A 24,175-nucleotide genomic window follows, 5' to 3' on the forward strand; every position below is an offset into this window, starting at 1 on the left:
CATATCTGGCGTTGACTTTTGGCACGCTGTTGAGTTCTCAAGGAACGGACGCTTCCTTCGGCCCCGTATCACCGGGCCCTCCGGGCGCTTCCCTTCAGTCTTACCGTTCTTGCGTTTCCGACTCTACCAGACACTTTCCAGTGCCTGATTCCCGGTCGAAGCGGGCCGTGCAGTTTCGCTTTCCAGGTTCTTCGCTTTCGCGCTTTCCCTTTCCGGCGAGTCCGACTCTATCAGTCCTTTTCCATTTCCCTGACCACACCCTGCGGGCATGCCGAAGGAGGGATTCAGAGTGAGGATCTGGGCTGGGAAGTCGCCGCCGACCCCCGACGTGAAGTCGCGTTGGGGTCAGGCAGGGGTACGACAGTACAGGGCCGCCGGGGACCGAGGCAAATCGTTTCCCGTGCTCCCCTGGGTCCATCAAGCGGTAGGTCTCGGGCGGAACCGGGACTTCATATGACTTACGCTGCTGAGCAGTACGTCGGCCCCGATCAGCCGTGGCGACGACACCTGAATCTCCGCCCCCTGGGAGGCTCCCCATGACCAACGTGACGTCCCCTCTTGCTGGACGCGCCATCGGACTCACCGCGGTTCCCGACCCGGTCTTCTCCGGCGCGATGGTCGGTCCCGGTACCGCCATCGACCCCGCACGAGAGCCCTCCGAGGCCGTGTCCCCGGTCGACGGCATCGTCGTCTCCCTGCACCCCCACGCGTTCGTCGTCGTAGACGCGGACGGGCACGGGGTCCTGACGCACCTCGGTATCGACACCGTCCAGCTCAACGGCGAAGGCTTCGAGCTCCTCGTCAACAAGGGGGACACCGTGACCCGCGGCCAGGGCATCGTGCGCTGGGACCCCTCCGGCGTCGAGGCGGCCGGTAAGTCACCCATCTGTCCCATCGTGGCCCTGGAAGCCACCGTCGAGGCGCTCTCCGAGGTCCGCGAGGACGGCGACGTGAAGGTCGGCGACACGCTCTTCGGCTGGCAGTGACAGCGCGGACGCAGTGACAGGCAGTCGCACAACCACCGCGGTGGCACGAGTCATCGCACAACCGGAGACGGGTGAAATGGAGACAACGCTGCGAGGCGTCGGCGTGAGCCACGGTGTGGCCATCGGCGAGGTTCGGCACATGGGCACGGCGGTGCTGGAGCCGCCCGCCAAATCGATTCCCGCGGAGGAGGCCGAGCGCGAACAGGGGCGCGCCCGGCAGGCCGTCGAGGCGGTGTCGGCCGATCTGATCGCGCGCGGCAATCTGGCCGGCGGCGAGGCACAGCATGTGCTCGAGGCGCAGGCCATGATGGCGCAGGACCCCGAGCTGATGTCCGATGTCGAGCGGCGTATCGCCGTGGGCAGCACCGCCGAGCGCGCGGTGTACGACGCGTTCGCCGCGTACCGGGCGCTGCTCGCCAACGCCGGGGAGTATCTGGCGGGCCGGGTCGCGGACCTGGACGACGTACGGAACCGGATCGTGGCGCGGCTTCTCGGTGTGCCGATGCCCGGTGTGCCGGACAGTGACGAACCGTATGTCCTGATCGCTCGGGACCTGGCGCCCGCCGACACGGCGCTTCTGGATCCGGCGCTGGTGCTCGGTTTCGTCACCGAGGAGGGCGGTCCGACCAGTCACAGTGCGATTCTGGCGCGGGCGCTCGGTGTTCCGGCCGTGGTGGCGTTGCCCGGAGCGGGCGAGCTGGCCGAGGGCACGGTCGTCGCGGTGGACGGCAGCACGGGGGAGATCTTCGTCGACCCGAGCGCCGGGAAGCGGGCGGAGATGGAGAGCGCCGCTGCCGCGCGTAAGGCGGCGTTGGCCGCTTCCACCGGTCCGGGTGCCACCTCCGACGGGCACAAGGTGCCGCTGCTCGCCAATGTCGGCGGTCCGGGCGATGTGCCCGCGGCGGTCGAGGCGGGGGCCGAGGGGGTCGGGCTGTTCCGCACCGAGTTCCTTTTCCTCGACGACAGCGAGCGGGCGCCGACCGAGGAGAAGCAGGTCGCGGCCTACCGTGCGGTGCTGGAGGCGTTTCCCGAGGGGCGGGTCGTCGTGCGGGTGCTGGATGCCGGGGCGGACAAGCCACTGGACTTCCTGACGCCGGCGGATGAGCCGAACCCGGCGCTCGGCGTGCGGGGGCTGCGCAGCCTGCTGGATCACCCCGAGGTTCTGCGTACCCAGTTGACCGCGTTGGCGAAGGCCGCCGAGGGTCTGCCGGTGCACCTGGAGGTCATGGCCCCCATGGTGGCCGACCGTATCGACGCCAAGGCGTTCGCGGACGCGTGCCGTGCGGCGGGGCTGCGGGCGAAGTTCGGCGCGATGGTGGAGATTCCGTCGGCCGCGCTGCGGGCGCGGTCGATCCTCCAGGAGGTGGAGTTCCTGTCGCTGGGCACCAACGACCTGGCGCAGTACACCTTCGCGGCCGACCGTCAGGTGGGTGCGGTGTCGCGGCTCCAGGATCCGTGGCAGCCCGCCTTGCTGGATCTCGTCGCGCTGTCCGCCGAGGCGGCTCGTGCCGAGGGCAAGAGCTGTGGTGTGTGTGGGGAGGCCGCGGCCGATCCGCTGCTGGCGTGTGTGCTGACGGGGCTGGGTGTCACCTCGCTCTCGATGGGGGCCGCGTCGATTCCGTATGTGCGGGCGACGCTCGCCAAGTACACGCTGGCGCAGTGCGAGCGTGCGGCGAACGCGGCCCGTTCGGCTGATTCGGCCGAAGAGGCACGCGGTGCCGCGCAGGCGGTGCTCTCGGGCGAGTAGCCGGGGGCGGTCGGTTGTCGGAGCGGCTTTCCGCCGTGGGCGGGAAGCCCCTCCTGTTGGTGTGCGCGGGTCAGTGGTGCGGCTCGGCCGGGTCGGCCCGGATGTCGAATCCGGCGCAGTACTCCACGCCGGATTCCGGGGAGAGCGGCTCTCCGGTCTCGGCGTCGGTGCAGTAGGCGTTGAAGACCTCGCCCGCGGTGAGCGGGGCGAGGGTGCCGTGGGCGAGCCGCCAGCCGTGCACGCGGTCCGGGCTGTCGGGGGTGGTGGTGCGCAGGACCACTCCCCCGCGTGCTTCCAGGGCGACGGCGACCGCGAGCACGGTGGCGAATTCGGCGCCCTCGGCGCTGTCCATCCGTGCCGGGCCGGCGGTGTCGCGGTGGGTGTTGAGCACCGCGAGGAGTTGGTCGTTCTCCGTGGGGGTGCTGCACACCAGGTGGTGGGTGCCGGGGCCTGCTGCTTCCAGCAGGCGCATCAGGAGGTGGGAGGCCCGGTCGAAGGCCGCGCGTCCGATGTCCTGGCCGCAGTCCGCGCAGGCGCCGAGGTCGGTGAGGAGGAGGGTGGCGTACTCCCAGGTGGCCTGGCGGACCGCGCGGGAGACGAGGACGGGGATGAGGTCGCTGAGGTGTTGGCCGGTGTAGGCGACGGTGGCTCCGGCGGCGGCGATCTCCGCGGTGAAGCGGCTGCGGCTCGTGCCGGTGTCGGGCTCCAGGCCCGCCTCGGTGCAGAACTCCGCATAGTCCCCGGGGTCGAAGAGGGCGACGGTGGTGTGTACGCCCTGGGCTGTGAGTGCTTTGAGGAGGGCTTCGACCTGTTGGAGGTAGACGGTGTGGTCGTCGAAGGTGAAGGTGCGGTAGCGCCGCATGGCCGCGAAGTCCTGTTCGTCGACCAGGAGGCCGATGGTGCTGGGTGCTTCGCGGCGCAGTGTGCGTCGCATGGTGGTGGTGCCGGGCTTCCGGCCGTGTGGAGAGCGGTGCCGGGCGTGTTCGGGCTGCGCCATGTGTCCCCCTGTGCGCGGTTGATCATTGCTCACTCAGCGTAATCAGGGGGTCTGACAGTGGCGGCTGGCAGCGGTGTCAGGCGCGGCGGCGGGCGGCCAGGTCCGCGTAGAAGTGGAGGAGGTCGAGGTTGTCGACGGAGCCCGGGTTGACCGCCTTGGCCAGTTCGGTTCCCTGGAGGAGGCGTTTGACCGGGACCTCGATGCGTTTGCCGGTGAGGGTGTGCGGGATGCCGGGGACCTGGATGACCTCGTCGGGGACGTGGCGCGGGGAGAGGTTGTCGCGGATGGTCTGCTTGATCGCGGCGCGCAGGTCGTCGTCGAGGGTGGCGCCGTCGGCGAGGTGGACGAAGAGCGGCATCCAGTAGCCGCCGTCGGGCTCTTCGAGGCCGATCACGAGGGATTCGCGGATCTCGGGGAGCCGTTCGACGGCCTCGTAGATGTCGGCGGAGCCCATGCGGACGCCCTGGCGGTTGAGGGTGGAGTCGGAGCGGCCGTGGATGATGACCGAGCCGCGGTCGGTGAGGGTGATCCAGTCGCCGTGCCGCCAGACGCCGGGGTACGTGTCGAAGTAGCTGTCGTGGTAGCGGCTGCCGTCGGGGTCGTTCCAGAAACCGGTCGGCATGGACGGGAGCGGGTTGGTGACGACCAGTTCGCCGACCTCGTCGACCAGGGGGTTTCCGGACGGGTCCCAGGACTGGAGGTCGGTGCCCAGGCAGGGGGCCTGGAGTTCGCCGAGGTGGACGGGGAGGGTGGGGACGGCTCCGGCGAAGCAGGAGCAGACGTCGGTGCCGCCACTGACGGAGGCGGTCCACAGGTCGTCGGCCACCTCGTCGTGGAGCCAGCGGAAGCCGTCGGGCGGGAGCGGGGAGCCGGTGGTGGCGACGCACTGGACGCGGGAGAGGTCGAAGTCGCGGCCGGGGTGGATGCCGGCCTTGCGGCAGGCCATGACGTACGCGGCGGAGGTGCCGTAGAGGGTGGCGCCGGTCTGTTCCGCGATCCGCCACTGGGCGCTGATGTCGGGGAAGCCGGGGCTGCCGTCGTAGAGGACGACCGTGGTGCCGGTGAGGAGGCCGGAGACGAGGAAGTTCCACATCATCCAGCCGGTGGAGGTGAACCAGAAGAAGCGGTCCTCGGGGCCGAGGTCGCAGTGGAGGCCGAGCTGTTTGAAGTGTTCGAGGAGGATGCCGCCCTGGGACTGGACGATGGCCTTGGGCAGGCCGGTGGTGCCCGAGGAGTACAGGACCCACAGCGGGTGGTCGAAGGGGACCTGCTCGAAGACCGGTTCGGTGTCGGCGGAGGTGAGGGCGGCCCAGCTGAGGGCGCCTTCGGGTGCGTCGGTGCCGAGCAGCGGGATGTGGACGACGGCGCGCAGGGTGGGCAGTTCGCGGCGGAGTTCGGCGACGGTGTCCGTACGGTCGTGTTCCTTGCCGCCGTAGCGGTAGCCGTCGACGGTGAAGAGGACGACGGGTTCGATCTGCTGGAAGCGGTCCAGGACGCTGCGGGCGCCGAAGTCGGGGGCGCAGGAGGTCCAGACGGCGCCGACGGCAGCGGTGGCGAGGAAGGCGACGACGGCCTGCGGGATGTTGGGGAGGTAGCCGCTGACGCGGTCGCCGGGGGTGACGCCGAGGGCGCGCAGCTCCGCGGCCAGCGCGCCGACCTGGCGGCGCAGCTCCCCCCAGCTGACGGGTGCCTGGGTGTGGGTCTCGTCCACGTACAGGAGCGCCGGGGTGTCGGCGCGGGAGGGGTCCTCGGCGGTGCGCAGGGCGTGCTCGGCGTAGTTGAGGGTGGCGCCGGGGAACCAGGTGGCCCCGGGCATCGAGCGGTCACCGATGACGCTGTCGTACGGGGTGGCGAAGCGGACGTCGAACCACTCCGCGACGGCCTGCCAGAAGGTGTCGAGCTCGTCGACCGACCAGCGGTGCAGGGACGCGTACCCGCCCTCGGCCGGAGCTCCGAACCGCGTCGCCGCCCACTTCTGGAATCGGGTGACCGCCGCGGCCTCGATCCGGTCGGGGCTGGGCTGCCAGAGAAGCGTCTCGGGCGTGGCTTCGGTCATGGGGCGGCTCCCTGGCTGGACGGTACGCGGGTGGCGTGTCGGCGCGCACGGGCCGGGGTGTGCGCGTGGGCGGCTGACACGGACGATGCCACGTGATCGTCTTCGGCACCAGGGTGGCCCTGCCGCGAGGCGCCGGCGGGGCGGGGTGCGACCTGGGTGAACGGGAGTTGAACGGCGAGTGCCGGGGGCCGGGCGGGTGGCAGGGTTGCGCCATGGACGGTCGTGACCTGGTACGTCGGGTGAGGTTGGTCGGTTCGGTACGGGGGCTGCGCACGGTGCGCTCGGCCTGGCGGCGCCGGTCGGCGGACGCGCGCGCCCTGCCCGCGCGAGGGGCGGAGCGGGCCCGGGTGCCCGGTGCGGCGACGGGTGCGGAGCCAGGGCCGGGCGGGGGTGTGGTGCGGTTCGCCCGCTCCGAGCTGCGGATCAGGGTGTCGGTGGGCGGTGCGGTGTTCTGGGGGTGGGACGGCGCGGAGCCGCTGCCGTCGTACGGGGTGGTGGGTGAGCCGCCCGCGCCGGACGAGCGGGCGGTGCTGGAGCCGGGCAAGGACGGCGGCTGGCAGGTGGTGTCGGAGCGGGTGAGGGTGGTGGTGTCGCGTACGGGGGTGGTGGAGCTGCGGACGCCGGGCGGGGTGCTGCTGCGGCGGGAGCTGCCGCCCCGTTGGTGGGAGCCGGTGGACGGGGGGCCGGTGCGGTGGGTGCAGCGCTCGGAGGTGCCCGCGGACGCGCGGTTCTTCGGTCTGGGCGGGCGTGCGGGCGGTCCCCGGTTGCGGGACGGGGTGTACGGGCTGTGGAACACCGATCCGGGCGGGCGGTTCGGGCCGGGGGACGATCCGCTGTATCTGACAATGCCGGTGCAGGTGGTGGTGTCGGACGCGGGTACGCATCTGGCGTTCCACGACAACACCTGGGCGGGCCGGGTGGTGTTGCGGGAGGGCGAGGAGGGCGCGGGCTCGGGGCACGACCGGCCGGGGACGTCGGAGGTGCGGATGGAGGGCGGTCCGCTGCGCTGCTGGGTGGTGGCGGGGACGCCGGCCCGGGTGCTTCAGGGGTGGACGGCGCTGACGGGCGCCCCGGCGCTGCCGCCGTCCTGGGCGCTGGGGCCGCAGCACGCGCGGTGGGGGTTCGGCAGTGAGCGGGAGGTGCGGCGGGTCGTCGCCGGGTACCGGGAGCGGGGGCTTCCGCTGGCGGTCCTGCATCTGGACATCGACCACTTCGACGGGCACCGGGTGTTCACGGTGGACCGGGAGCGGTTCCCCGATCTGCCCGCGCTGGCAGCGGAGTTGCGGGCGGAGGGGGTGCGGCTGGTGTCGGTCGTGGACCCGGCGGTGACGGCCGAGCCGGGCGACGCGGTGTTCGAGGCGGGCCGGGCGGTCGGGGGGCCGGGGGCGTACGTCCGGGACGCGCAGGGGCGGGTGGTGGTCGGGGAGGTCTGGCCGGGACCTTGCGTCTATCCGGACTTCACGGATCCGGTTGTGCGGGAGTGGTGGGGATCTCTGTACGAGGAGCGGCTTGCGCAGGGCTTCTCGGGGGTCTGGCACGACATGAACGAGCCGGTGTCCTTCGCGGCGTTCGGCGATCCGTCGCTGCCGCGTTCGGCCCGGCACGTCCTGGAGAGCGCGGGCGGCGACCACCGCGAGGCGCACAACGTGTACGGGCTGGCGATGGCCCGCGCCGGGTACGAGGGGCTGCTCCGGCTGCGCCCCGAGGAGCGGCCGTTCCTGTTCTCGCGGTCGGGGTGGGTGGGGATGCAGCGGTACGGGGGTACCTGGTCGGGCGATGTGTCGACCGGGTGGCCCGGGCTGCGGGCCTCGCTCTCGCTGGTGCTGGGTCTCGGGCTGTGCGGGGTGCCGTATTCGGGGCCGGACGTGGGCGGGTTCGACGGGTTCCCGTCGCCGGAGCTGTATCTGCGGTGGTTCCAGCTGGGCGCCTACCTGCCGTTGTTCCGCACCCACGCGGCGATCGACGCGGGGCGGCGGGAGCCGTGGGAGTTCGGGGCGGAGGTGCTTGAGGGCGCGCGGGCGGCGCTGGTGGAGCGGGAGCGGCTGGGCCCGTACTTCGTGACGCTGTCGCATCTGGCGCGGTCGACCGGTGCGCCCTATGTGCGGCCGGTGTGGTGGGGTGCGCCGCGCGACCGGGCGCTGCGGGAGTGCGAGGACGCGTTCCTGCTGGGCGACGCGGTGCTGGTGGCTCCGGTGCTGGAGCCCGAGGTGCGGCGGCGGGCGGTGCGGCTGCCCCGGGGGCGGTGGTACGACGTGGAGAGCGGGCGGGCGTACGAGGGACCGGGCCAGGTGGTGCTGGACGCCCCGCTGTCCCGGGTGCCGGTGCTGGTCAGGGCCGGTGCGGTGATCCCCGTTCGCGGTGCGGACGGGAGCCTGGAGCTGGAGGCATGGGCGCCGGTCGCGGGGCGGAGCGGGAGCGGGCTGGTCGTACGGGACCCGGGGGACGGATGGGCGGCGGCGGAGGTCGAGCGGTATGTGACGCGGTGGAAGGGGGACCGCGTGGTGGTGGAGCGGGACGGAGTGAAGGGAGCCGTGGAGGCGCGGGTGCGGGGGCTGGGGCTGGGGTGAGCGGCGCTGTGTGCGGGGCGAGGTGTGCGTCGGGGGTGGTGCGCGGGTGAGGTGGACGGTCGGTGCGGGGCGGTGCCGGGTGGGGCGGGCCGTGCGCGGGGGCTCGTCGGCGGTCTGGGGTGCGGCCGGGTGGGGGTGAGGGCGGGCTGTGCGCACGGGCTCGTAAATGGTCCGCGGTGCGGCCGGGTGGGGCGGGGGCGCGCCGTGCGCGGGGGCTCGTACGCGGTCTGGGGTGCGGCCGGGTGGGGCGGGAGCGTCGTGGGCACGGGCACGGCCGGGCGGCCCGTGGGCGCGGCTCGTACGCGGTCTGGGGTGGGGCGGGGGCGGGCCGTGCGCACGGGCACGTAAACGGTCCGCGGTGCGGCCTCGTACGCGGTTCGCGGTGACGGTGCGCCGCTCCCCCGGCGACCCGCCCGGTCCGGACGGTCGGTGAGGCGGGCCTCGGCGTCAGGCGTAGCGGCCCGCGAACCAGGCGTCCGCGGCCTGCGTGTGCAGCGGGAAGGCGAGCGCGCGCGGGGCGCTCAGGATCTCGTAGCCGGAGGTCTCGGCGGTGGGCCGCGAGGGCGGGAGTGCGCTGAGGGGGCGGGGCGGCAGCAGGCCGAAGACCAGGAGGTGTCCCGCCGTGTCGCTGAGGACGTCGGCGAGGCGGACGTCCTCCTCGGCGGCCTTGATGCCGGTCTCCTCGCGGAGTTCACGGGTCACCGCGTGGCGCCAGTCCTCGGCGTGGTCGACGAAGCCGCCGGGCAGGGCGGTGCCGCCCTTGCGGGGTTCGATGGTGCGGGTGATGACGACGAGTCCGGTGGCGCTCGGGCCGGTCACCGGCAGCAGGGCGACCGCCACGGGCAGCGGGTTGCGGTAGGCCGTGGTGCCGCAGCGCGGGCAGGTCCGGGGCCAGCCGTCGGCGGGCAGGAGCACGGGGTAGGGCGCTCCGCACGTGCCGCAGTGGGAGTCCCGTACGTACCGGGGCTGCCGCGGGGCGGTCGGGGAGGGCCTGTCGCCGGATTCGGACACGGGCGGGACTGTAGCCGATCGTCCTTCCCCGCGGGCGGCCCGGCTGGTAGACGGTGTGGCCATGACCGCACCGCGTACCGCTCTTCGCGCCCTGGTGGCCGCCGCTGTCCTCGCCCTCACCGCCGCCTCGCCCGGCGCGCAGGCGGGCCCGGGACCGGGGGCGCCCGGGGAGTTCGTGACGCTGCGCTCGGTGGACCCGACGATCATCCACGAGATGCGCTACGCCACGGCGCACACGTTCGTCGGCGAGCGGGTCGACGGCTACCGGCAGCCGGTCTGCCTCCTGACCCGGCCCGCCGCCCGCGCCCTCCACCGGGCGCAGCGACGGTTGCTGCGGCAGGGGTACTCGCTGAAGGTGTACGACTGCTACCGGCCGCAGCGCGCGGTGGACCACTTCGTGCGGTGGGCCGGGGATCCGGACGACCAGTCCATGAAAGGGGAGTTCTATCCGCTGGTCGACAAGGACCGGCTTTTCGAGGACGGTTACATCGCGAAGAGGTCCGGGCACAGCCGGGGCAGTACGGTGGACCTGACGCTGGTCCGGCTCCCCGCGCGGGCGACCAGGCCGTACCGTCCGGGCGAGCGGCTGACGCCCTGCTTCGCACCGCAGGGCGAGCGGTTCCCCGACAACTCCCTGGACATGGGGACGGGTTACGACTGCTTCGACACCCTGTCCCGTACGGACGATCCCCGGATCAGGGGGGCGCAGCGCGCCAACCGGCAGTTCCTCCAGCGGACGCTGGCCGACGTGGGGTTCGTCAACCTGCCCGAGGAGTGGTGGCACTTCACCTTCGTACCGGAGCCGTTCCCGGACACCTACTTCGACTTCCCCGTCCACCGAAGGGCGGTCGCCGGGCGCTGAGAGGGCCCTGCCGGGGCCGCCCGGCCGGCGGGGTGAACGGGCGACCGGGACCACCCCCGTGGGCTCCGACCGCCCGTTCTTCCTTTCGGACGCCACCGGAGCGTTTCCGGTTGCGGATCGGGCGGCTACGGTGCCCGTATGTCACCACAGACGTTCGACACCTACGAGGACTTCTGGCCGTACTACGTGGCGATGCACTCCCGAGCCGCCACCCGCTGGGTCCATCTGACGGGCACGCTGACCGGACTCGCGACGGCCGCATACGGGCTCGCGCGCGGGCGTCCGCGCTATCTGGCGGCCCTGCCGCTGATCGGTTACGGCACCGCCTGGCCCGCGCACTTCCTGATCGAGGGGAACAACCCGGCCACGTTCGGGCATCCGGTGTGGTCGCTGCGCGGGGACGCTCGGATGATCGGGACCATGCTGGCGGGCCGGGACGCGGAGCTGGCGGAAACCGCGGCGAAGTGGCTGGCGGAGCACGGCCCGAGCGGGCGCGGCTGACACCCCCGGGCCGGGCCCCTCGCCGGGAAGGGCCGCCCGTGGCACACTTCTGACGATTCGTCAGATCAGGTGCCGGGGAGGGTCTGTGGCGCGCACACGCATACCGGTGATCGCCGGATGGTTCACCGAGGGCGCCGGGGAGGAGGACTTCCGGCTGCTGGGCACCCGCTGCCGCGGCTGCGGGTCCTTCCACTTCCCCCGCGAGGACGGCCACTGCCGCAACCCGTACTGTTCCGGCGGGGAGTTGACGGAGGTGCCGCTGTCCCGGCGCGGCACGGTGTGGTCCTGCACCGACAGCCGCTACCGCCCCCCTCCCCCGTACGTCAGCGACCCCGCCGTTCCGTGGGCACCGCGCGCGCTCGTCGCCGTCGAGCTGGCGGCCGAGCGCATGGTGGTGCTGGGGCAGGCCCCGCCCGGGGTGGGCGTGGCCGATCTGCCGGTCGGTTCGGCGGTGGAGGTGGTGGCGGGCGTGCTGGACGAGGACGCCGCGACGGGAACCGTGCACACGACCTGGCACTGGCGGCCCGTCGGGTGGCCGGGGGCGCCCTCGTGAGCGGCGACGTGGCGGTCCTGGGGGCCGGGATGCATCCGTGGGGCAAGTGGGGCCGCGGCTTCGTCACGTACGGGCGGATCGCCGCGCGGGCCGCGCTCGACGACGCGGGCCTCGGCTGGCCCGAGGTGGGGTCGGTGGTGGGCGCGGCGACGGTACGGGGTGGCTATCCGGGGTACGTGGCCGGGTCGGCGTTCGCCCGGGGGCTCGGCTGGCAGGGGGCGCGGGTCGCCTCGGTGTACGCCGCGTGCGCCTCCGGGGCCCAGGCGGTCGGCACCGCGCGGGCGCAGATCCTGGCGGGGCTGGCGGAGGTGGTGCTGGTGGTGGGGGCCGACGCGGCGCCGAAGGGGTTCTTCGCCCCGGCGGGCGGGGAGCGGCCCGACGATCCGGACTGGCTGCGCTTCCGGGTGCTGGGGGCGACGAACCCGGCGTACTTCGGGCTGTACGCCCGGCGCCGCATGGCGCTGTACGGGGACACGACGGAGGACTTCGCGCTGGTCAAGGTGAAGAACGCGGCGGCGGGCGCGTTCAACGAGAACGCCCGCTACCGCAAGCCGGTGACGGCAGGCGAGGTCGCCGCGTCGGCGGTGGTGGCCGATCCGCTGCGGCTGCTGGACATCTGCGCCACCTCCGACGGGGCCGCCGCCCTGGTGCTGTGCAGCATGGAGTTCGCGCGGCGGCGCGGGGTGAGGGATCCGGTGCGGGTACGGGCCGTGTCCACCGTGACGCCGACCTTCCCGCGGACGGTCCTGGACCTGCCGGACATCGGCACGGACTCGGCGGTGGCCGTGGCCCCCTCACCCCGGAGTTTCCGGGCCTCGATCGTCGCCGCCGCGTACGAGGAGGCGGGGATCGGGCCGGAGGACCTGTCCCTGGCCGAGGTCTACGACCTCTCCACCGCAATGGAGCTGGAGTGGTACGAGGACCTGGGGCTGTGCGCTCCGGGCGGGGGCGCGCGGCTCGTGCGGGACGGGACGACCGCGCTCGGCGGCCGTGTCCCGGTGAACGCGAGCGGTGGTCTGGCCTCGTTCGGCGAGGCGGTGCCCGCGCAGGCGATCGCGCAGGTGTGCGAGGTGACCTGGCAGTTGCGGGGGCGGTCCGGGGAGCGGCAGGTACCGGGGGCGCGGGTGGGCGTCACGGCCAACCAGGGTCTTTTCGGGCACGGGGCGGCGGTGGTGGTGGTTCGCTGAGCCCGCCCGTTCCCGGTCCCGTCGGCTCCCCGTGGCCCGTGCTGTCGTACCGGGATGGGAGGATCCCCCCATGGCATGGCGATCACGCGCGCACGTACAGGTGCGACAGGAGCGGGGGGCGTTCGTCGTCGTGGTGAGCGGCGAGTTCGACGCCGACGAGCAGGACCTGCTGGCGGCCGCGTGGGACGAGGCGGACGAGCGGGGGCTGCCGGTCACCGTGCTGGACCTGTCCGCCGTCACCTTCGCGGACAGCTCCTTCCTCAGCAACCTGCTCCAGGCCCGTCGGCGGCACCGGGCGGCCTCCCGCCGCCTGGTCCTCGTGGGCCCGTTGCAGCCCCGGGTCCACATGCTCCTGACCATGACCAAGGTGCTGGAGCACTTCGAGGTCAGCCGCTCCCTGGACGAAGCGCTCAGCTCCGGCCCGCCGGGCGGCACGTCCGACGACGGCTGAGCGGACGCCCGGCCTCCCCTCAGCGGGGCTCGGACAGGAGATCGGTCAGGCCGGACACGCTGAGCACCGGGGCGATCAGCGAGGTGGCCAGCACCTCGAGCCGCTCCGCGTGGCTGAAGAGCACGCTCAGGCCCGCGCTGTCGAGATAGGTGACACCGGTCAGGTCGAGCAGCAGCGGGCCCGGCAGGTCCTCCAGTGCGGCGGCCAGGAGGTGGCTGTTGCTCAGGTCGATCTCCCCGGTCACGGCCAGGCGGGCGGCACCGTCCGCGCTCCGGCCGGGAGTCAGGGTCAGGGGGGTGGTCATCGGACGATCCTCGTATCCATGCTGACGGTGGTACCCGCGGCCCCGGGGGTGAGGGTGACGTGGTCCATGAGCGAACGCATCAGGGGGACGCCGCGGCCGCGCACGGTGGCGCACGCCGGGTCGGGGTCCTTCCAGCGTCCGGAGTCGGCGACCTCGACGTGCAGCCGGTCGGCCGTCGCCCGGACGGAGAGGCGGACGGTGCCCTGCCCCCGGTCCGCGTAGGCGTGCTCCATGGCGTTGGCGATCGCCTCACCGCTGGCGACCAGGACGCCCTGGGCGGTGGGCTGTGGGATCAGGTGGGCGGCCAGCCAGCTCCGCAGCTCGCCCCGGGCGGCCGCGAGGCGGTCCCGGTCGGCCGGGAAGGACGCGTCCATCCGCGCCGGGTGGCGGTAGAGCAGGAGCGCGACGTCGTCGGTGTAGCCCCCGGCCGGGGCCAGCCCGGTCATGAGGTGGTCGGCGAGCTGGTCGGACGGCAGGTGCAGGGCCGATCTCAGGACCCGGTCGGCCTGGTCGATGCCGTCGGAGAGGGACAGGCCCCGGCGTTCCACCAGTCCGTCGGTGTACAGGAGCAGGACGGAGCGGCCGGGGACGACGGTGCGGGCCTCAGGGCGCGCCCGGCCGGGTCGTACGGCCAGGGGCAGCGCCCGTCCCTCCTCCAGCAGGAGGGACGAGCCGTCGGCGTGGCTGAGGATGCCCGGCGGGTGGCCCGCGCTGGAGTAGCGCAGCTCGCCGGTGGCGGGGTCCAGGACGCCGCAGAAGACCGTGGTGCACATCGCGCCGGGGACCGTCGCGGCGAAGGTGTCCAGTGCCATGAGCGCCCGTGCGGGGCTGAGGTCCTGGATCAGCAGGGCCCGGCAGGCGCTGCGCAACTGGCCCATGATGGCCGCCGCCTCCACACCGCGGCCGACGCAGTCACCGACCACGATGCCGGTGCGCCCGTCGGACAGGGCGAAGGTGTCGTACCAGTCGCCGCCCACCTCCAGCGGCCGGCCCGCCGGTTCGTAGCGCACGGCGAACCCCTCGGGCAGGTTCGAGGGGCCCAGGATGGCGCGCTGGAGGGCGATGGCGGTCTGGCGCTGCTGGTCGATGCGGCGTGCGCGGGCCAGCCCCTGGGTGAGGCGGCCCGCCAGCAGGGACAGCAGGAGCTGGTCCTCGTCGGTGAACAGGCGCCGCTCCCCCAGCTCGATCCAGAGCGCGAGCGGCCCGTCCGGGTGGTCGATGCGGATGCCCGCCCCGCCGGGGCCCGGGACGGGGGTCAGCGGCGGGGCCGACGCGAGCCGGGACAGGTCCGCGCGCCGTGCGGCGCTCAGTTCCCCCCACTCCCCGGCCCCTCCTGCGTACGCGGCCGGGCCCGCGGGTGCGTCCGGTGCGCCGGTGGAGGCGGTCAGGCGGCGGGGGGCCGTGTCGTCGCCCTGGTCGAAGCGGGCGGCCACCACGCTGTCCGCCCGCCACAGCTCGTGCAGCACGTGGAGTGAGCCGGCGAGGGCTTCCTCGACGCTGCCCGCACGGGCCAGCCGCTCGCCGATGGCCGCCAGCGCGCTCTCGCGCTGGATGGCGTAGTGCTCGGCGGTGACGTCCCGGAGCGTTCCGACGATGACCGTACGGCCGGTGTCGGGGTCCTGGACCTGGTTGAAGCTGGCGTGGACCCAGAGGCGGTGTCCGTCCCGGTGGGTGACGGGGGTGCTGAAGACGCCGTGGTCCATGCCGGTCATCCGGGCCAGGGAGCTGGACGCGTGCCGGTGGGCCTCGGGATCGGTCGCGGCGTCGGACCACCAGGGGTGCGGGGGGTGGTAGGGCAGGTCCTCGGGGCCGTAGCCGAGAATGCTGGTGAAGGCCGCGTTCGTCTCGATGACCGTGCCGTCGGCCTCGCACACGAAGAACGCGTCCTGGAGCGAGTCGACGAGGGCCCCGTGCCACCGGGTGTGGTGGCCGCGCAGCCGCGCCATCGCGACGACCGCGCGGACCCGGGCCAGCAGTTCGGGGGCGGCGAAGGGCTTGACCAGGTAGTCGTCGGCGCCCGCGTCGAACCCGTCGATGGACGCCTCCTGCCCGGCGCGGGCCGAGAGCAGCAGGACCGGCACGGTGGCGGTGCGGGCGTCCTCGCGGAGGGCGGCCACCAGCCGCAGCCCGTCCAGGCCCGGCATCATGACGTCGCTGATCACCAGCTCGGGCGCCTCGGCCCGCACCCGGTTCAGCGCCTCCAGCCCGTCGGCGACCGCCACCACCCGATGCCCGGCGCCCCGCAGGAGCCGGGTGAGGTAACCGCGCATGTCGGCGTTGTCGTCGGCGACCAGGATCCGGGCGGGGGCGGTGTCGCGGGCGGACGCCGTCGGGTAGAAGTCGGGTTCCGCCGGGGCGGCGAGGGGATCGGCTGCCCCGGCGAGGTCGTTCTCCGCGGGGTCCGCCAGCCAGCGCGTGGCCTCCGCGAGGAAGGAGTCCGCCGTGACGCCGGTGGCCGGGGCGGCGGGTTCGGGGAGCCCGTCGCGGATGGCGTCGGCGGGGAGGTGGGCGGCGCCGAAGGGCAGACGGATGGTGAAGCGGGTGCCCTGGTTCTCGACGGAGGACACGGTGACGCTTCCGCCGTGCACCCCGACCAGCTCCTTCACCAGGGCCAGGCCGATACCGCTGCCCTCGTGGGAGCGGGCGCGGACGTTCTCCACCCGGTAGAACCGCTCGAAGAGGCGTGGCACCTCCTCGGCGGGGACGCCGGTCCCGGTGTCCTCGACGGTGACCTCGGCGACGTCCTCGTGCTCCGCCACGCTCACCCGGATGCCGCCCTCGAAGGTGAACTTGAGGGCGTTGCTCAGCAGGTTGAAGACGACCTTCTCCCACAGGCCCCGGTCGATGAGGACCGGCCGGCTCAGGGCCGCGGGGACGAACTCGAAGCCGAGGGAGGCCCGTTCCACCGCCGAACGGAAGACTCCGGACAGTTCGGCGGTGACGGCGGAGAGGTCGACGGGTTCGAAGCTAGCCTGCATCCGCCCGGCCTCGATCCGGGAGAAGTCGAGCAGGGCGGTGACGAGTCTGCCGAGCCGCAGACCGCTGCGGTGGATGATCTCCAGATCCTCCCGGAACCCGGGATCGTCGCCCAGCCGCTGCCGGAGGGAGTCGACCGGTCCCTGGATCAGGGTCAGCGGGGTGCGGAACTCGTGGCTGATGTTGGAGAAGAACGCCGTCTTGGCCTGGTCCAGTTCGGCCAGGTCCTCCGCCCGGCGCTGCTGGGCCTCATGGGCCCTGGCGCTCGCCAGACCGGCGGCGAGGTGTCCCGCCACGAGGTCGACGAAGCCGCGGTAGGCGTCGTCCAGCAGCCGGAAGCGGTTCAGGCCCGCCACCAGGAACCCGGTGGGGGGTGCGCCGGGCTGGACCAGCGGCACGACGAGCGCCCGCGCGGGCGGTTCGTCCCACGGTCCGTGCGGCAGCCCCTCGAAGGGCGCGCCGTCGAGTTCGACGAGGCCGGTCCGGCCGAGCCGGGCGCTGCCGGCTGGCCACGGAGGGGTGTCGTCGGCCGCGAGTTCACCGGGGGCGGCCGGGTGCCCGGACGGCATCCCGGACGCCGCGGCGAGCCGGGCGCGGCCGTCGTCGTGGAAGAGGTAGGTCAGGGTGAAGGGCAGCACGAGGGGGTGCCGTTCCAGCTGCCGTGCGCTGAACTCCAGGAACTCCTCCTGGGTGCGCACGGCCCCGGGGTCCGATCCCAGGTCGCGCAGGGCGGCCATCCGGTGCTCGCCGATGATGCGCTGGGTCTCCTCGATGACCACGCACAGCACGCCGACCACCTGGCCGTCTTCGTCCCGCAGCGGGCTGTAGGAGAAGGTGTGGTAGCTCTCCTCCCGGAAGCCGGAGCGCTGCACCAGCAGCATCAGCCCCTCGTCCCAGGTGGACTCCCCGTCGGCCAGGACGCTGTCCACCCGGGGGCTGATGTCGTCCCAGATCTCCGGCCACACCTCGCGGAAGGGGCGGCCGAGCGCCCACGGGTACTTCTGTCCCAGGCTGTCGCGGCGGTAGGAGCCGTTGCAGAAGAACGTCAGCTCCGGTCCCCACGCCATCCACATGGAGAACCGGGACGAGAGCAGGATGCTCACGGCGGTCCGCAGGCTCTGCGGCCAGGAGTCCGGTTCGCCGAGCGGTGTGGCCGCCCAGTCGACCCGGGCCAGGTCGCCGCCGATCTCCGGGTCCGCGGCGAACAGCCCCTCGACCGGGGTCTCGCCCCTCTCACCCGCCACCGGGTCCTCCATCCGTGCACGCGGTCACCGTCCGGCCGGACCGCGACGCGCGGTGCTCACCACGGTGCGGACTCTGCCATCCGCCGGCCCTCGCCGGTCCGTCGGGGTGCTGTTACCCGGCCCGGGGGCCCCTACGTCCGGTGCCGGGGCGGTGTCCCGAGCTACGTCCGGGGCGGCGGCCGGAGGCCGCGGGGGCGCGGATAGCATGAGCCGCATGACGGAGGACAGGCAGTCTGAGCCCACGGGGATCCCGGCCGGTACGACCGTGCTGCGTCTGCGCGGTGAACTCGACTTCGAAGACGCCAGGAGCCTCACCGCGTCGGTGGAGGCGGCACTGGGCGAGGACCCCCGGGTTCTCGCCGTCGACGTGTCCGCGGTCACCTTCGCCGACTCCTCCATGCTGCGCACCCTGGTGGAGACGCAGCAGCGCATGGAGGCCAGGGAGGGCACGATGGTCCTGGTGGGGCCGCTCACGCCGCCGCTGCGGCGGCTCCTGGAGATCACGGCGACCGACGGGCACTTCACCATCGCCGACGACCTGGCCCAGGCCACGTCCGCTTCCCCGCCCGGCCGGACGGCCGGGGACGGCTCCCGGGACTGAATACGCGGCCCCGTCCGGGCGTGCCCGGCGAGCGGTCGGGCACACGTCCCTACACGGCCCCGTAAACGGCCCATGACGTCGCACCCATCGTGCTCCCAGTGATTCGAGGCCACCCATGCCCCCTGCCGAAGCCCGCTTCCCCGCCGCGGACACCTCCGGGGCGGGCCGGGCGACCCGGCTCACGGTGAAGACGGCCGCCGAGGCACGCGACGTGCTCGCCGAGCTGATGTCCGGCGTCCCGCACCACAGCCCGGCCGTGCTCATGGACGCCCAGCTGGCGGTCACCGAGCTGGTCTCCAACGCCTCGCGGCACGCGGGCGGGATGACCGGCTTCGATGCCTGTCTGGACCTCGACGGCGACCGACTGGTGGTCGACGTCGAGGACGCCGATCCGCGCCACCCGGCGGGCGAACCGCTGGCGCTGCGCGATCCGACCGCTCCGGGCGGGCGCGGCTGGGCCATGATCCTGGTCCTGGCCGACACCTCCGCCATCGACCCGCTGCCCGGCGGCGGCAAGCGCATCCGGATCACCTTCGCGCTCCGGGCCGCTCCCGGGGCCTGAGCGCGGTGGACCGTGCCCGCCGCGGGCTTGACGGATCGTCACTGCCGGAGAACACTCACAGCCCGGCCCGCCGGACGTCGTGCGGCCCGTACCCCTGTCGGCGGGGGTACGGGCCGTACGCGTGAGCGCCGGTCCGTTCTCAGGTGACGACGGGTTCGCGCTCCCCGGCCGCCCGCGCCAGGGCGTGCTCGACCACCGCGACCAGGACGTCGCGCACCGAGGGCCGGTCCCGGGCGTCGCAGGCGAGCACCGGCACCCCGGGGTCGAGGTCCAGGGCGGCCCGCACGGTCTCGGCGGGGAACAGGCCGGCGCCCTCGAAGCGGTTGACGGCGACGGCGAAGGGAATGCGCCGTCGTTCGAAGTAGTCGATCGCGGCGAAGCAGTCCTCCAGCCGTCGGGTGTCGGCGAGGACGACCGCGCCCAGGGCGCCCTGGGCCAGTTCGTCCCAGAGGAACCAGAAGCGGTCCTGGCCCGGTGTGCCGAACAGGTAGAGGACCAGGTCCTCGCGGAGGGTGATCCGGCCGAAGTCCATGGCGACCGTGGTGGTGGTCTTGGACTCGACGCCTTCGACGTCGTCGACCGGACGGCCCGCCTCGCTGAGGTCCTCCTCGGTGCGCAGCGGCCGGATCTCGCTGACCGCGCCGACGGCGGTCGTCTTCCCCACGCCGAAGCCTCCCGCCACCAGGATCTTCAGGGTGACGGGCTCGACGGGCCGCTTGCCGCGGCTAGAGCGCCCGAAGGCCATTGATTACCTCGCGGAGAATGTTCACGTCCGGCAGCTCGGCCGGCGGGACGGGGCGGGTGACATGGACCAGCGCGTCCTCGACAAGATCGCCGACCAGGACCCGTACCACCCCGACGGGAAGGTCGAGATCGGCGGCCAGCTCGGCGATCGACTGGGGTCTGTCGCTGCACAGTTCGACAATCGTGACGTGCTCGGGGGCGAGCGTCTGGTCCCGGCCGGGGTCGTCGGCGGCCGGTTCCGGCACGACGAGCGCGATCAGGTCGAGCCGTTGGCGGGAGGCGCTGATGGTACGGCCCCGGGTCATCGCGTACGGACGGACCACGGGGCCCGCCTCCGCGTCGTACCACCGCGAGGACTGCGGGTCTGCGGGCCCGTCCGGGGTCCCGGGGTCCCTGCCCCGGCGAGGATCAGCGCTCATGCCCTCCCCTCACCCTCCGGCGGCCGGACCGGTCGTCCGGGGGGCGTTGGCCAGATGGGCCCCCACGCGCTTGACCATCAGCGTCATCTCGTACGCCACCTGGCCGACGTCGGAGTCGGAGTCGGCCAGGACGGCCAGACAGCTGCCGTCACCGGCGGCGGTGACGAAGAGGAACGCCTCGTCCAGTTCCACGACGGTCTGGCGTACCCGGCCCGCGTCGAAGTGGTGGCCGACTCCCTTGGCGAGGCTGTGGAACCCGGAGGCCACCGCGGCCAGGTGTTCGCCGTCCTCCCGGGTCAGGTCCTGCGAGGCGCCGGTGGCGAGCCCGTCGCTGGAGAGCACCAGCGCCTTGCGGATGCTGGCGACGCGCTGGACGAGTTCGTCGAGCAGCCAGTTCAGTTCGCCCGAGCCCTCGCGTGCGGGGTTGGGTGCTGCGGCGTTCGGTGCGGTCATCGACCGTCCCCTCCCGGAGTGGTTCCTGGTGCCGTGCCACCGGGGCCGGCTGTGCCCTCGGTGTTCGCGGTGGTCTGGGGGTGCTCCGCGGCCCTGGCGTTCTCCCGGCGGCCGCGCTGCCAGCCCCGTTGGAGCGAGGCCATCCGGTCGCGGACCTCGTCCGCGTCGCGCTCGTCGTCGGCCGCGGTCTCCACGGGTGCCCGCGTCGGAGCGCGGTACTCCAGGTCCTCACGGAGCTGGGGGGCGAGGCTGGCCTGCCGGACCCGTCGGGGCAGGCCGCCCACCGTGCCGGAGGACCGCGGGGCGTCGGCGGCGCGCGGCGGCCCCGGGGCGGCGGGCTCCTGGGCGTCCCGGGGTGCGGCTCGGACGTTCCAGGGGGCCTCGGCGGGGCGGGGTGCCGCCGGGGCCTGGCGCGCGACCGGGCCCCTCGGCACCGGGGAGGGCCCGGTGGGCGACGCGGCCGGATCCCCGGCCCCGGAGCCGTCGGCCACCCGGCGGCCCCGGTCGGTCACCAGGGTCGGCGGGGTGCGGCGGGGCAGCGGGGCGGGGCCGGCGGGGCGCATCGGGCGGATGTCCGCCGTCGACTCGTCGCCGAGGTCCCGGGCCTTCTGGTGCTGGTCGCGCTCGGTGTCCCGGCGCGGGCCCCGGCCGGTGTCCCGGCGCGCGTCACGGGCGGTGTCCCGGGCGGTGTCACGGCGTACGTCGCGGGCGCGGAAGATGCCGCCGCGTTCGCTCTCGGTGTCCTCCAGGTCGGAGACTCCGTCGAGTACGGGCCCCAGGGCCGGATCGAGGGCCGGGTCCGGGGTGCGGTCCAGCGGGTCGGCGTCGAAGTCCATTGGCCCGACCGGGGATTCCAGCTCGACCGGGCCGTCGAGGACGGGAGGGCCGGTCAGCCCGGTCGGGACCGGGGAGAGCGCGGCGGACCTGCCGTTGACGCGGTGTTCCCCGCCCGGCGGCGAGCCTTCCGGGCCCCGCGCCGGGCCGCCCCGGCCGCCGATCGCCCGCTCGGACCGGCGGTCCAGGCGGAATCCGGTGCCGTGGGTGTCGGGGGCCTCGGTGAGGAGGGCCGCGGGGATGAAGACGACCGCGGTGGTGCCCCCGTACGGCGACTTCTGGAGGGAGACCCGGACGCTCTGGCGCTGGGCGAGGCGGCTGACCACGAACAGGCCGAGGCGGTCGGTGTCGGACAGCTCGAAGTCGGGGGTCTCCGCGAGCCGGAGGTTGGCGTCGAGGAGGACTTCGGGGGGCATGCCGAGACCGCGGTCGTGGATTTCGAGGGTGAAGCCGTTGGAGACGCGTTCGCCGTGCACCTGGACCGCGGTGTGCGGGGGCGAGAAGACGGTGGCGTTCTCCAGGAGTTCCGCGATGAGGTGGGTGAGGTCGGCGACGGCGGGGCCGCCCACGCCGATCCGGGGCAGCCGCCGGACCTCGACGCGTTCGTAGTCCTCGACCTCGGCGACGGCGGCCCGTACGACGTCCATCAGCTGGATGGGCTTGCGCCACTGGCGGGAGGGGGCGGCGCCGGAGAGGATCACGAGCCCTTCGGCGTGCCGCCGCATACGCGTGGTGAGGTGGTCGAGGCGGAACAGGTCGGCGAGTTCGTCGCTGTTCTCGGTGCGGCGTTCCATCGCGTCCAGCAGGGTCAGCTGGCGGTGCAGGAGGACCTGGTTGCGGCGGGCGAGGTTGACGAAGACCTCGGAGACCCCGCGCCGCATGTCCGCCTGCTTGACCGCTGCCTCGACGGCGGCCCGCTGGAGGGTGTTGAGGGCCTGGCCGACCTGGCCGATCTCGTCGGGTCCGTACTCCAGGTGCGGGGCCTCCGTCCCGACGTCCACCTGTTCGCCCGCGGCGAGGCGGCGCATCACGCTCGGCAGCCGGACTCCGGAGACCTCGTGGGCGTCCTTGCGCAGCCGGGACAGATCGCGGACGAGTTGACGGCCGATACGCACGGAGACGAAGACCGAGACGATCAGGGCCAGGAAGCCGACGACTCCGGCGACTCCGGCCTGGGCGAGGACCCGGAGGGCGGCCGGTTCGGCGCGGCCCTGGAAGCGGTCGCCCATCGCCGTGGAGTCGTCGGCCAGCCGGTTCAGGACGGGTCCGGCCGCCCCCTCCCAGCGCTCGGGGTCGACGGCGCCGGGCCGTTTCCCCGCTTCGGTGGCCGCCAGCGCGTCCTCCGCGGTCCGCAGGGGCTCGGTGCCGGGGCTGTCCCAGAACTGTTCGACGCGGCGGCGCTCGTCGCCGGGGAGGTCTTCGATGCTGATCTCGTAGAGCAGTTGGCGCTGGGCCACCAGCCGGGATATCTGGCGGAGTTCATTGGCGGTGAACCGGCCCGCGGCGAGCCCGGAGGCGACCAGGGCGTCCTCGCGCGACAGCATCTCCCGGGCCCGGGACATTCCCACCAGGGCCCGCATCTGCTGGTCCATCGACGCGTTCTCCAGCGAGTGGAGTGCGTTGAGGAAACGGTAGGAGGGGTCGACGAGGCTGTTGTAGAAGTCCATCGCCCTCGCCCGGCCGATGGTGCGCTGCTCCACGGAGTCCCGCAGGGCGTCGAGTCCGTCGACGGCACCGAGGATCGCGTCCAGGCGGCCGAGGTCCTGGGCGTTCAGCGCGTCGCGGACGTCGCTGTGCCGGGCGTTCTCCTTGACCTCGGCCACGACGCGGTCGGTCGCGGCGCGTTGGCCGAGGAGGAGGGGCAGGGCGTCGGAGGCCCGGGGGTCGGCGAGGTAGACCAGAGTCTGGCGCCGCTCGTCCTGGACGGCGCGGACGGCGTCCTCCAGGGGCTGGGCGACCTTGTCCACGGTGGCCCCGGCGTTCATCAGCTCGCTCGCCTGACGGCCGGTGATGTACGTCGCGAAGACCCAGAGGCCGGTGAGGGAGACGAGCGGCACCAGCAGCAACGCCACGATCTTCCTGCGGATGGACTTCCCGCGAAAGCGCATGGCCTCCCCCAGATCGGCCCCGCGTCGCGGGGGTCTTCTCCCTGTGGCCCCTTCGCCCCGGCCCGGTCAGCGCCGTGCGGACACCGGTGCGCATCGGGCGGACGCGGGCGAGGGTTTCCTCCTGCGTCAATAAACGGCGCGAGCCTACTACTGACACAGAGACAACTCGAAGACACGTCCGGATGATTTTCAGCCGTCCACCTGGAGCTTGATCATGAGTTGCCCCGGTATTTCTCGGAGATGAAATTCGCGAAAGCGACAGAGGCTCACGTCCGGACCGGTCGGTACCGGCACGTATCAGTTGGCTGGAATTTTTCGTTCTGTGGCGTTCCGTGCCGCGCGGGCGCTTTCCAGGGGAATCTTCGGGACGGGTGGTTCGTCCACTTGTACGGGGTAGGCGCGCGTGGGGGCGTACGCGGCAGGGTGGACATCGTCCGCCCGCGTAGAACCGGCGCGAGCCGGGCAGCCACCCTGAAGTCGGACGGCGGTGGGGAGTTGAAGGGCCTTGAGCACGCAGGAGCGCGGGGGTGCCGGAGTGACGGCGGCCGCGGAGCAGGACACGGCGCGGCCGGGCGCCGGGAACGGGGCACGTGTCCCCCGGCAGTTGTGGGTGGAGGAGGCGGCGTCGAAGCGGCGCATGCCGGACGCGGTGCGGACGGCCGCGGTGCGCGCCGTTCTCATCATGTCGCTGACGATCATCCAGGCGATGGTCGCCTTTCTGAGCACCCTGACCGGCTCCTGGCTGGCCTTCCCGATGGTGCTGAGCAGTGTGGCCAGTACGGTCGTCGCCACCTGGGCGGTGCTGGACGTCTGGGTGACCCGGCAGGTGTGGAACCAACGCCATGGCGTGGTGTCCGTGCCGAGCAGCACGGCCCGGCGGATACGCCGTGAGCGGCGCCGGTCCCGGCGCGCCGAGCGGGCCGCCCAGCGGGACGGCACGAGCGGTGGCATACAGGGCGGCCCGCACGCGGGGAGCCTGTCCCGCGCCTGACCGGCCGGGCGTTGGCGGTCG

20 protein-coding genes are annotated in these 24,175 nt (G+C 73.4%); 11 read left to right on the top strand and 9 right to left on the bottom strand.

Features of this window, described 5'->3' with window-relative positions:
• Positions 1 to 536 precede the first annotated feature (536 nt).
• Together ACIRRU_RS29050 and ptsP are read left to right on the top strand one after the other, a co-directional pair.
• Complete coding sequence (locus ACIRRU_RS29050; protein ID WP_403685342.1) at positions 537 to 986, top strand: PTS glucose transporter subunit IIA; 450 nt, start codon at positions 537 to 539, stop codon at positions 984 to 986.
• Between the two features lie 76 nt (positions 987 to 1,062).
• Positions 1,063 to 2,733 (top strand): phosphoenolpyruvate--protein phosphotransferase, encoded by a 1,671-nt coding sequence (gene ptsP, locus ACIRRU_RS29055; RefSeq protein WP_403685392.1) that lies wholly within the window; start codon positions 1,063 to 1,065, stop codon positions 2,731 to 2,733.
• 70 nt (positions 2,734 to 2,803) lie between these two features.
• On the opposite strand, the gene ACIRRU_RS29060 is transcribed toward ptsP, so the two are convergent.
• Both ACIRRU_RS29060 and ACIRRU_RS29065 read right to left on the bottom strand, forming a co-directional pair.
• On the bottom strand, positions 2,804 to 3,730 hold the full coding sequence (locus ACIRRU_RS29060) for a hypothetical protein (protein WP_403685344.1): 927 nt from the start codon (positions 3,728 to 3,730) through the stop codon (positions 2,804 to 2,806).
• A 76-nt stretch (positions 3,731 to 3,806) separates the two neighbouring features.
• A complete protein-coding gene (locus ACIRRU_RS29065; protein ID WP_403685345.1) occupies positions 3,807 to 5,786 on the bottom strand; it encodes an acetoacetate--CoA ligase in 1,980 nt (659 codons plus the stop codon).
• A 212-nt stretch (positions 5,787 to 5,998) separates the two neighbouring features.
• On the opposite strand from ACIRRU_RS29065, the gene ACIRRU_RS29070 reads away from it, so the two are divergent.
• A complete protein-coding gene (locus ACIRRU_RS29070; protein ID WP_403685347.1) occupies positions 5,999 to 8,353 on the top strand; it encodes a glycoside hydrolase family 31 protein in 2,355 nt (784 codons plus the stop codon).
• Positions 8,354 to 8,800: 447 nt separating this feature from the next.
• On the opposite strand, the gene ACIRRU_RS29075 is transcribed toward ACIRRU_RS29070, so the two are convergent.
• Positions 8,801 to 9,364, bottom strand: a complete 564-nt coding sequence (locus ACIRRU_RS29075) for an NUDIX domain-containing protein (protein ID WP_403685349.1) — start codon at positions 9,362 to 9,364, stop codon at positions 8,801 to 8,803.
• Between the two features lie 61 nt (positions 9,365 to 9,425).
• On the opposite strand from ACIRRU_RS29075, the gene ACIRRU_RS29080 reads away from it, so the two are divergent.
• The 5 genes from ACIRRU_RS29080 to ACIRRU_RS29100 all read left to right on the top strand — a co-directional run bounded on the left by ACIRRU_RS29080 (position 9,426) and on the right by ACIRRU_RS29100 (position 12,918).
• Entirely contained in the window at positions 9,426 to 10,226 is an 801-nt protein-coding gene (locus ACIRRU_RS29080; protein ID WP_403685350.1) for a M15 family metallopeptidase, read from the top strand.
• Positions 10,227 to 10,364: 138 nt separating this feature from the next.
• Positions 10,365 to 10,727 (top strand): Mpo1-like protein, encoded by a 363-nt coding sequence (locus ACIRRU_RS29085; protein WP_403685351.1) that lies wholly within the window; start codon positions 10,365 to 10,367, stop codon positions 10,725 to 10,727.
• 85 nt (positions 10,728 to 10,812) lie between these two features.
• A complete protein-coding gene (locus ACIRRU_RS29090; RefSeq protein ID WP_403685353.1) occupies positions 10,813 to 11,280 on the top strand; it encodes a Zn-ribbon domain-containing OB-fold protein in 468 nt (155 codons plus the stop codon).
• Positions 11,277 to 12,467 carry a lipid-transfer protein gene (locus ACIRRU_RS29095; protein ID WP_403685355.1) on the top strand — a complete coding sequence of 397 codons (1,191 nt, stop codon included), beginning with the start codon at positions 11,277 to 11,279 and terminating at the stop codon, positions 12,465 to 12,467. Before ACIRRU_RS29090 ends, ACIRRU_RS29095 begins: the two co-directional genes overlap by 4 nt.
• Positions 12,468 to 12,537: 70 nt before the next feature.
• A complete protein-coding gene (locus tag ACIRRU_RS29100; RefSeq protein ID WP_363202536.1) occupies positions 12,538 to 12,918 on the top strand; it encodes an STAS domain-containing protein in 381 nt (126 codons plus the stop codon).
• Between the two features lie 19 nt (positions 12,919 to 12,937).
• Here the strand turns inward: ACIRRU_RS29100 and ACIRRU_RS29105 are convergent, their stop codons facing one another.
• Both ACIRRU_RS29105 and ACIRRU_RS29110 read right to left on the bottom strand, forming a co-directional pair.
• Complete coding sequence (locus ACIRRU_RS29105) at positions 12,938 to 13,222, bottom strand: STAS domain-containing protein (protein ID WP_403685357.1); 285 nt, start codon at positions 13,220 to 13,222, stop codon at positions 12,938 to 12,940.
• A complete protein-coding gene (locus tag ACIRRU_RS29110; protein ID WP_403685359.1) occupies positions 13,219 to 17,454 on the bottom strand; it encodes a SpoIIE family protein phosphatase in 4,236 nt (1,411 codons plus the stop codon). Before ACIRRU_RS29110 ends, ACIRRU_RS29105 begins: the two co-directional genes overlap by 4 nt.
• A gap of 202 nt (positions 17,455 to 17,656) precedes the next feature.
• On the opposite strand from ACIRRU_RS29110, the gene ACIRRU_RS29115 reads away from it, so the two are divergent.
• Positions 17,657 to 18,043: an STAS domain-containing protein gene (locus ACIRRU_RS29115; protein WP_403685360.1), complete on the top strand. Its 387-nt coding sequence runs from the start codon at positions 17,657 to 17,659 to the stop codon at positions 18,041 to 18,043.
• A 115-nt stretch (positions 18,044 to 18,158) separates the two neighbouring features.
• The gene (locus tag ACIRRU_RS29120) at positions 18,159 to 18,605 is read left to right on the top strand and encodes an ATP-binding protein (RefSeq protein WP_403685362.1); all 447 of its coding nucleotides are present in this window, start codon (positions 18,159 to 18,161) and stop codon (positions 18,603 to 18,605) included.
• Between the two features lie 139 nt (positions 18,606 to 18,744).
• On the opposite strand, the gene ACIRRU_RS29125 is transcribed toward ACIRRU_RS29120, so the two are convergent.
• Genes ACIRRU_RS29125 through ACIRRU_RS29140 form a run of 4 tightly spaced genes read right to left on the bottom strand, consistent with a single transcriptional unit; the run spans position 18,745 to position 23,163 of the window.
• Positions 18,745 to 19,350 carry a GTP-binding protein gene (locus ACIRRU_RS29125; protein WP_403685364.1) on the bottom strand — a complete coding sequence of 202 codons (606 nt, stop codon included), beginning with the start codon at positions 19,348 to 19,350 and terminating at the stop codon, positions 18,745 to 18,747.
• Positions 19,331 to 19,768 (bottom strand): DUF742 domain-containing protein, encoded by a 438-nt coding sequence (locus tag ACIRRU_RS29130; RefSeq protein ID WP_403685365.1) that lies wholly within the window; start codon positions 19,766 to 19,768, stop codon positions 19,331 to 19,333. Before ACIRRU_RS29130 ends, ACIRRU_RS29125 begins: the two co-directional genes overlap by 20 nt.
• Positions 19,769 to 19,777: 9 nt before the next feature.
• Positions 19,778 to 20,221: a roadblock/LC7 domain-containing protein gene (locus ACIRRU_RS29135; protein WP_403685366.1), complete on the bottom strand. Its 444-nt coding sequence runs from the start codon at positions 20,219 to 20,221 to the stop codon at positions 19,778 to 19,780.
• Positions 20,218 to 23,163: a nitrate- and nitrite sensing domain-containing protein gene (locus ACIRRU_RS29140; RefSeq protein WP_403685368.1), complete on the bottom strand. Its 2,946-nt coding sequence runs from the start codon at positions 23,161 to 23,163 to the stop codon at positions 20,218 to 20,220. The genes ACIRRU_RS29135 and ACIRRU_RS29140 overlap by 4 nt, the downstream gene beginning before the upstream one ends.
• Before the next feature lie 505 nt (positions 23,164 to 23,668).
• Here ACIRRU_RS29140 and ACIRRU_RS29145 point away from each other — a divergent pair.
• Entirely contained in the window at positions 23,669 to 24,154 is a 486-nt protein-coding gene (locus tag ACIRRU_RS29145) for a hypothetical protein (RefSeq protein ID WP_403685370.1), read from the top strand.
• Positions 24,155 to 24,175: the final 21 nt, after the last annotated feature.

The sequence above is a fragment of the Streptomyces sp. NPDC101181 genome, assembly GCF_044767975.1.
GTDB lineage: Bacteria > Actinomycetota > Actinomycetes > Streptomycetales > Streptomycetaceae > Streptomyces.

What these genes read in the sequence shown, in the direction of transcription:
- ACIRRU_RS29115 (WP_403685360.1), top strand. Translation starts at nt 17,657, where the DNA reads ATGACGGAGGACAGGCAGTCTGAGCCCACGGGGATCCCGGCCGGTACG.
- ACIRRU_RS29085 (WP_403685351.1), top strand. Translation starts at nt 10,365, where the DNA reads ATGTCACCACAGACGTTCGACACCTACGAGGACTTCTGGCCGTACTAC.
- ACIRRU_RS29110 (WP_403685359.1), bottom strand. Translation starts at nt 17,454, where the DNA reads ATGGAGGACCCGGTGGCGGGTGAGAGGGGCGAGACCCCGGTCGAGGGG.
- ptsP (WP_403685392.1), top strand. Translation starts at nt 1,063, where the DNA reads ATGGAGACAACGCTGCGAGGCGTCGGCGTGAGCCACGGTGTGGCCATC.
- ACIRRU_RS29120 (WP_403685362.1), top strand. Translation starts at nt 18,159, where the DNA reads ATGCCCCCTGCCGAAGCCCGCTTCCCCGCCGCGGACACCTCCGGGGCG.
- ACIRRU_RS29130 (WP_403685365.1), bottom strand. Translation starts at nt 19,768, where the DNA reads ATGAGCGCTGATCCTCGCCGGGGCAGGGACCCCGGGACCCCGGACGGG.
- ACIRRU_RS29135 (WP_403685366.1), bottom strand. Translation starts at nt 20,221, where the DNA reads ATGACCGCACCGAACGCCGCAGCACCCAACCCCGCACGCGAGGGCTCG.
- ACIRRU_RS29140 (WP_403685368.1), bottom strand. Translation starts at nt 23,163, where the DNA reads ATGCGCTTTCGCGGGAAGTCCATCCGCAGGAAGATCGTGGCGTTGCTG.
- ACIRRU_RS29065 (WP_403685345.1), bottom strand. Translation starts at nt 5,786, where the DNA reads ATGACCGAAGCCACGCCCGAGACGCTTCTCTGGCAGCCCAGCCCCGAC.
- ACIRRU_RS29050 (WP_403685342.1), top strand. Translation starts at nt 537, where the DNA reads ATGACCAACGTGACGTCCCCTCTTGCTGGACGCGCCATCGGACTCACC.
- ACIRRU_RS29070 (WP_403685347.1), top strand. Translation starts at nt 5,999, where the DNA reads ATGGACGGTCGTGACCTGGTACGTCGGGTGAGGTTGGTCGGTTCGGTA.
- ACIRRU_RS29080 (WP_403685350.1), top strand. Translation starts at nt 9,426, where the DNA reads ATGACCGCACCGCGTACCGCTCTTCGCGCCCTGGTGGCCGCCGCTGTC.
- ACIRRU_RS29100 (WP_363202536.1), top strand. Translation starts at nt 12,538, where the DNA reads ATGGCATGGCGATCACGCGCGCACGTACAGGTGCGACAGGAGCGGGGG.
- ACIRRU_RS29105 (WP_403685357.1), bottom strand. Translation starts at nt 13,222, where the DNA reads ATGACCACCCCCCTGACCCTGACTCCCGGCCGGAGCGCGGACGGTGCC.
- ACIRRU_RS29060 (WP_403685344.1), bottom strand. Translation starts at nt 3,730, where the DNA reads ATGGCGCAGCCCGAACACGCCCGGCACCGCTCTCCACACGGCCGGAAG.
- ACIRRU_RS29125 (WP_403685364.1), bottom strand. Translation starts at nt 19,350, where the DNA reads ATGGCCTTCGGGCGCTCTAGCCGCGGCAAGCGGCCCGTCGAGCCCGTC.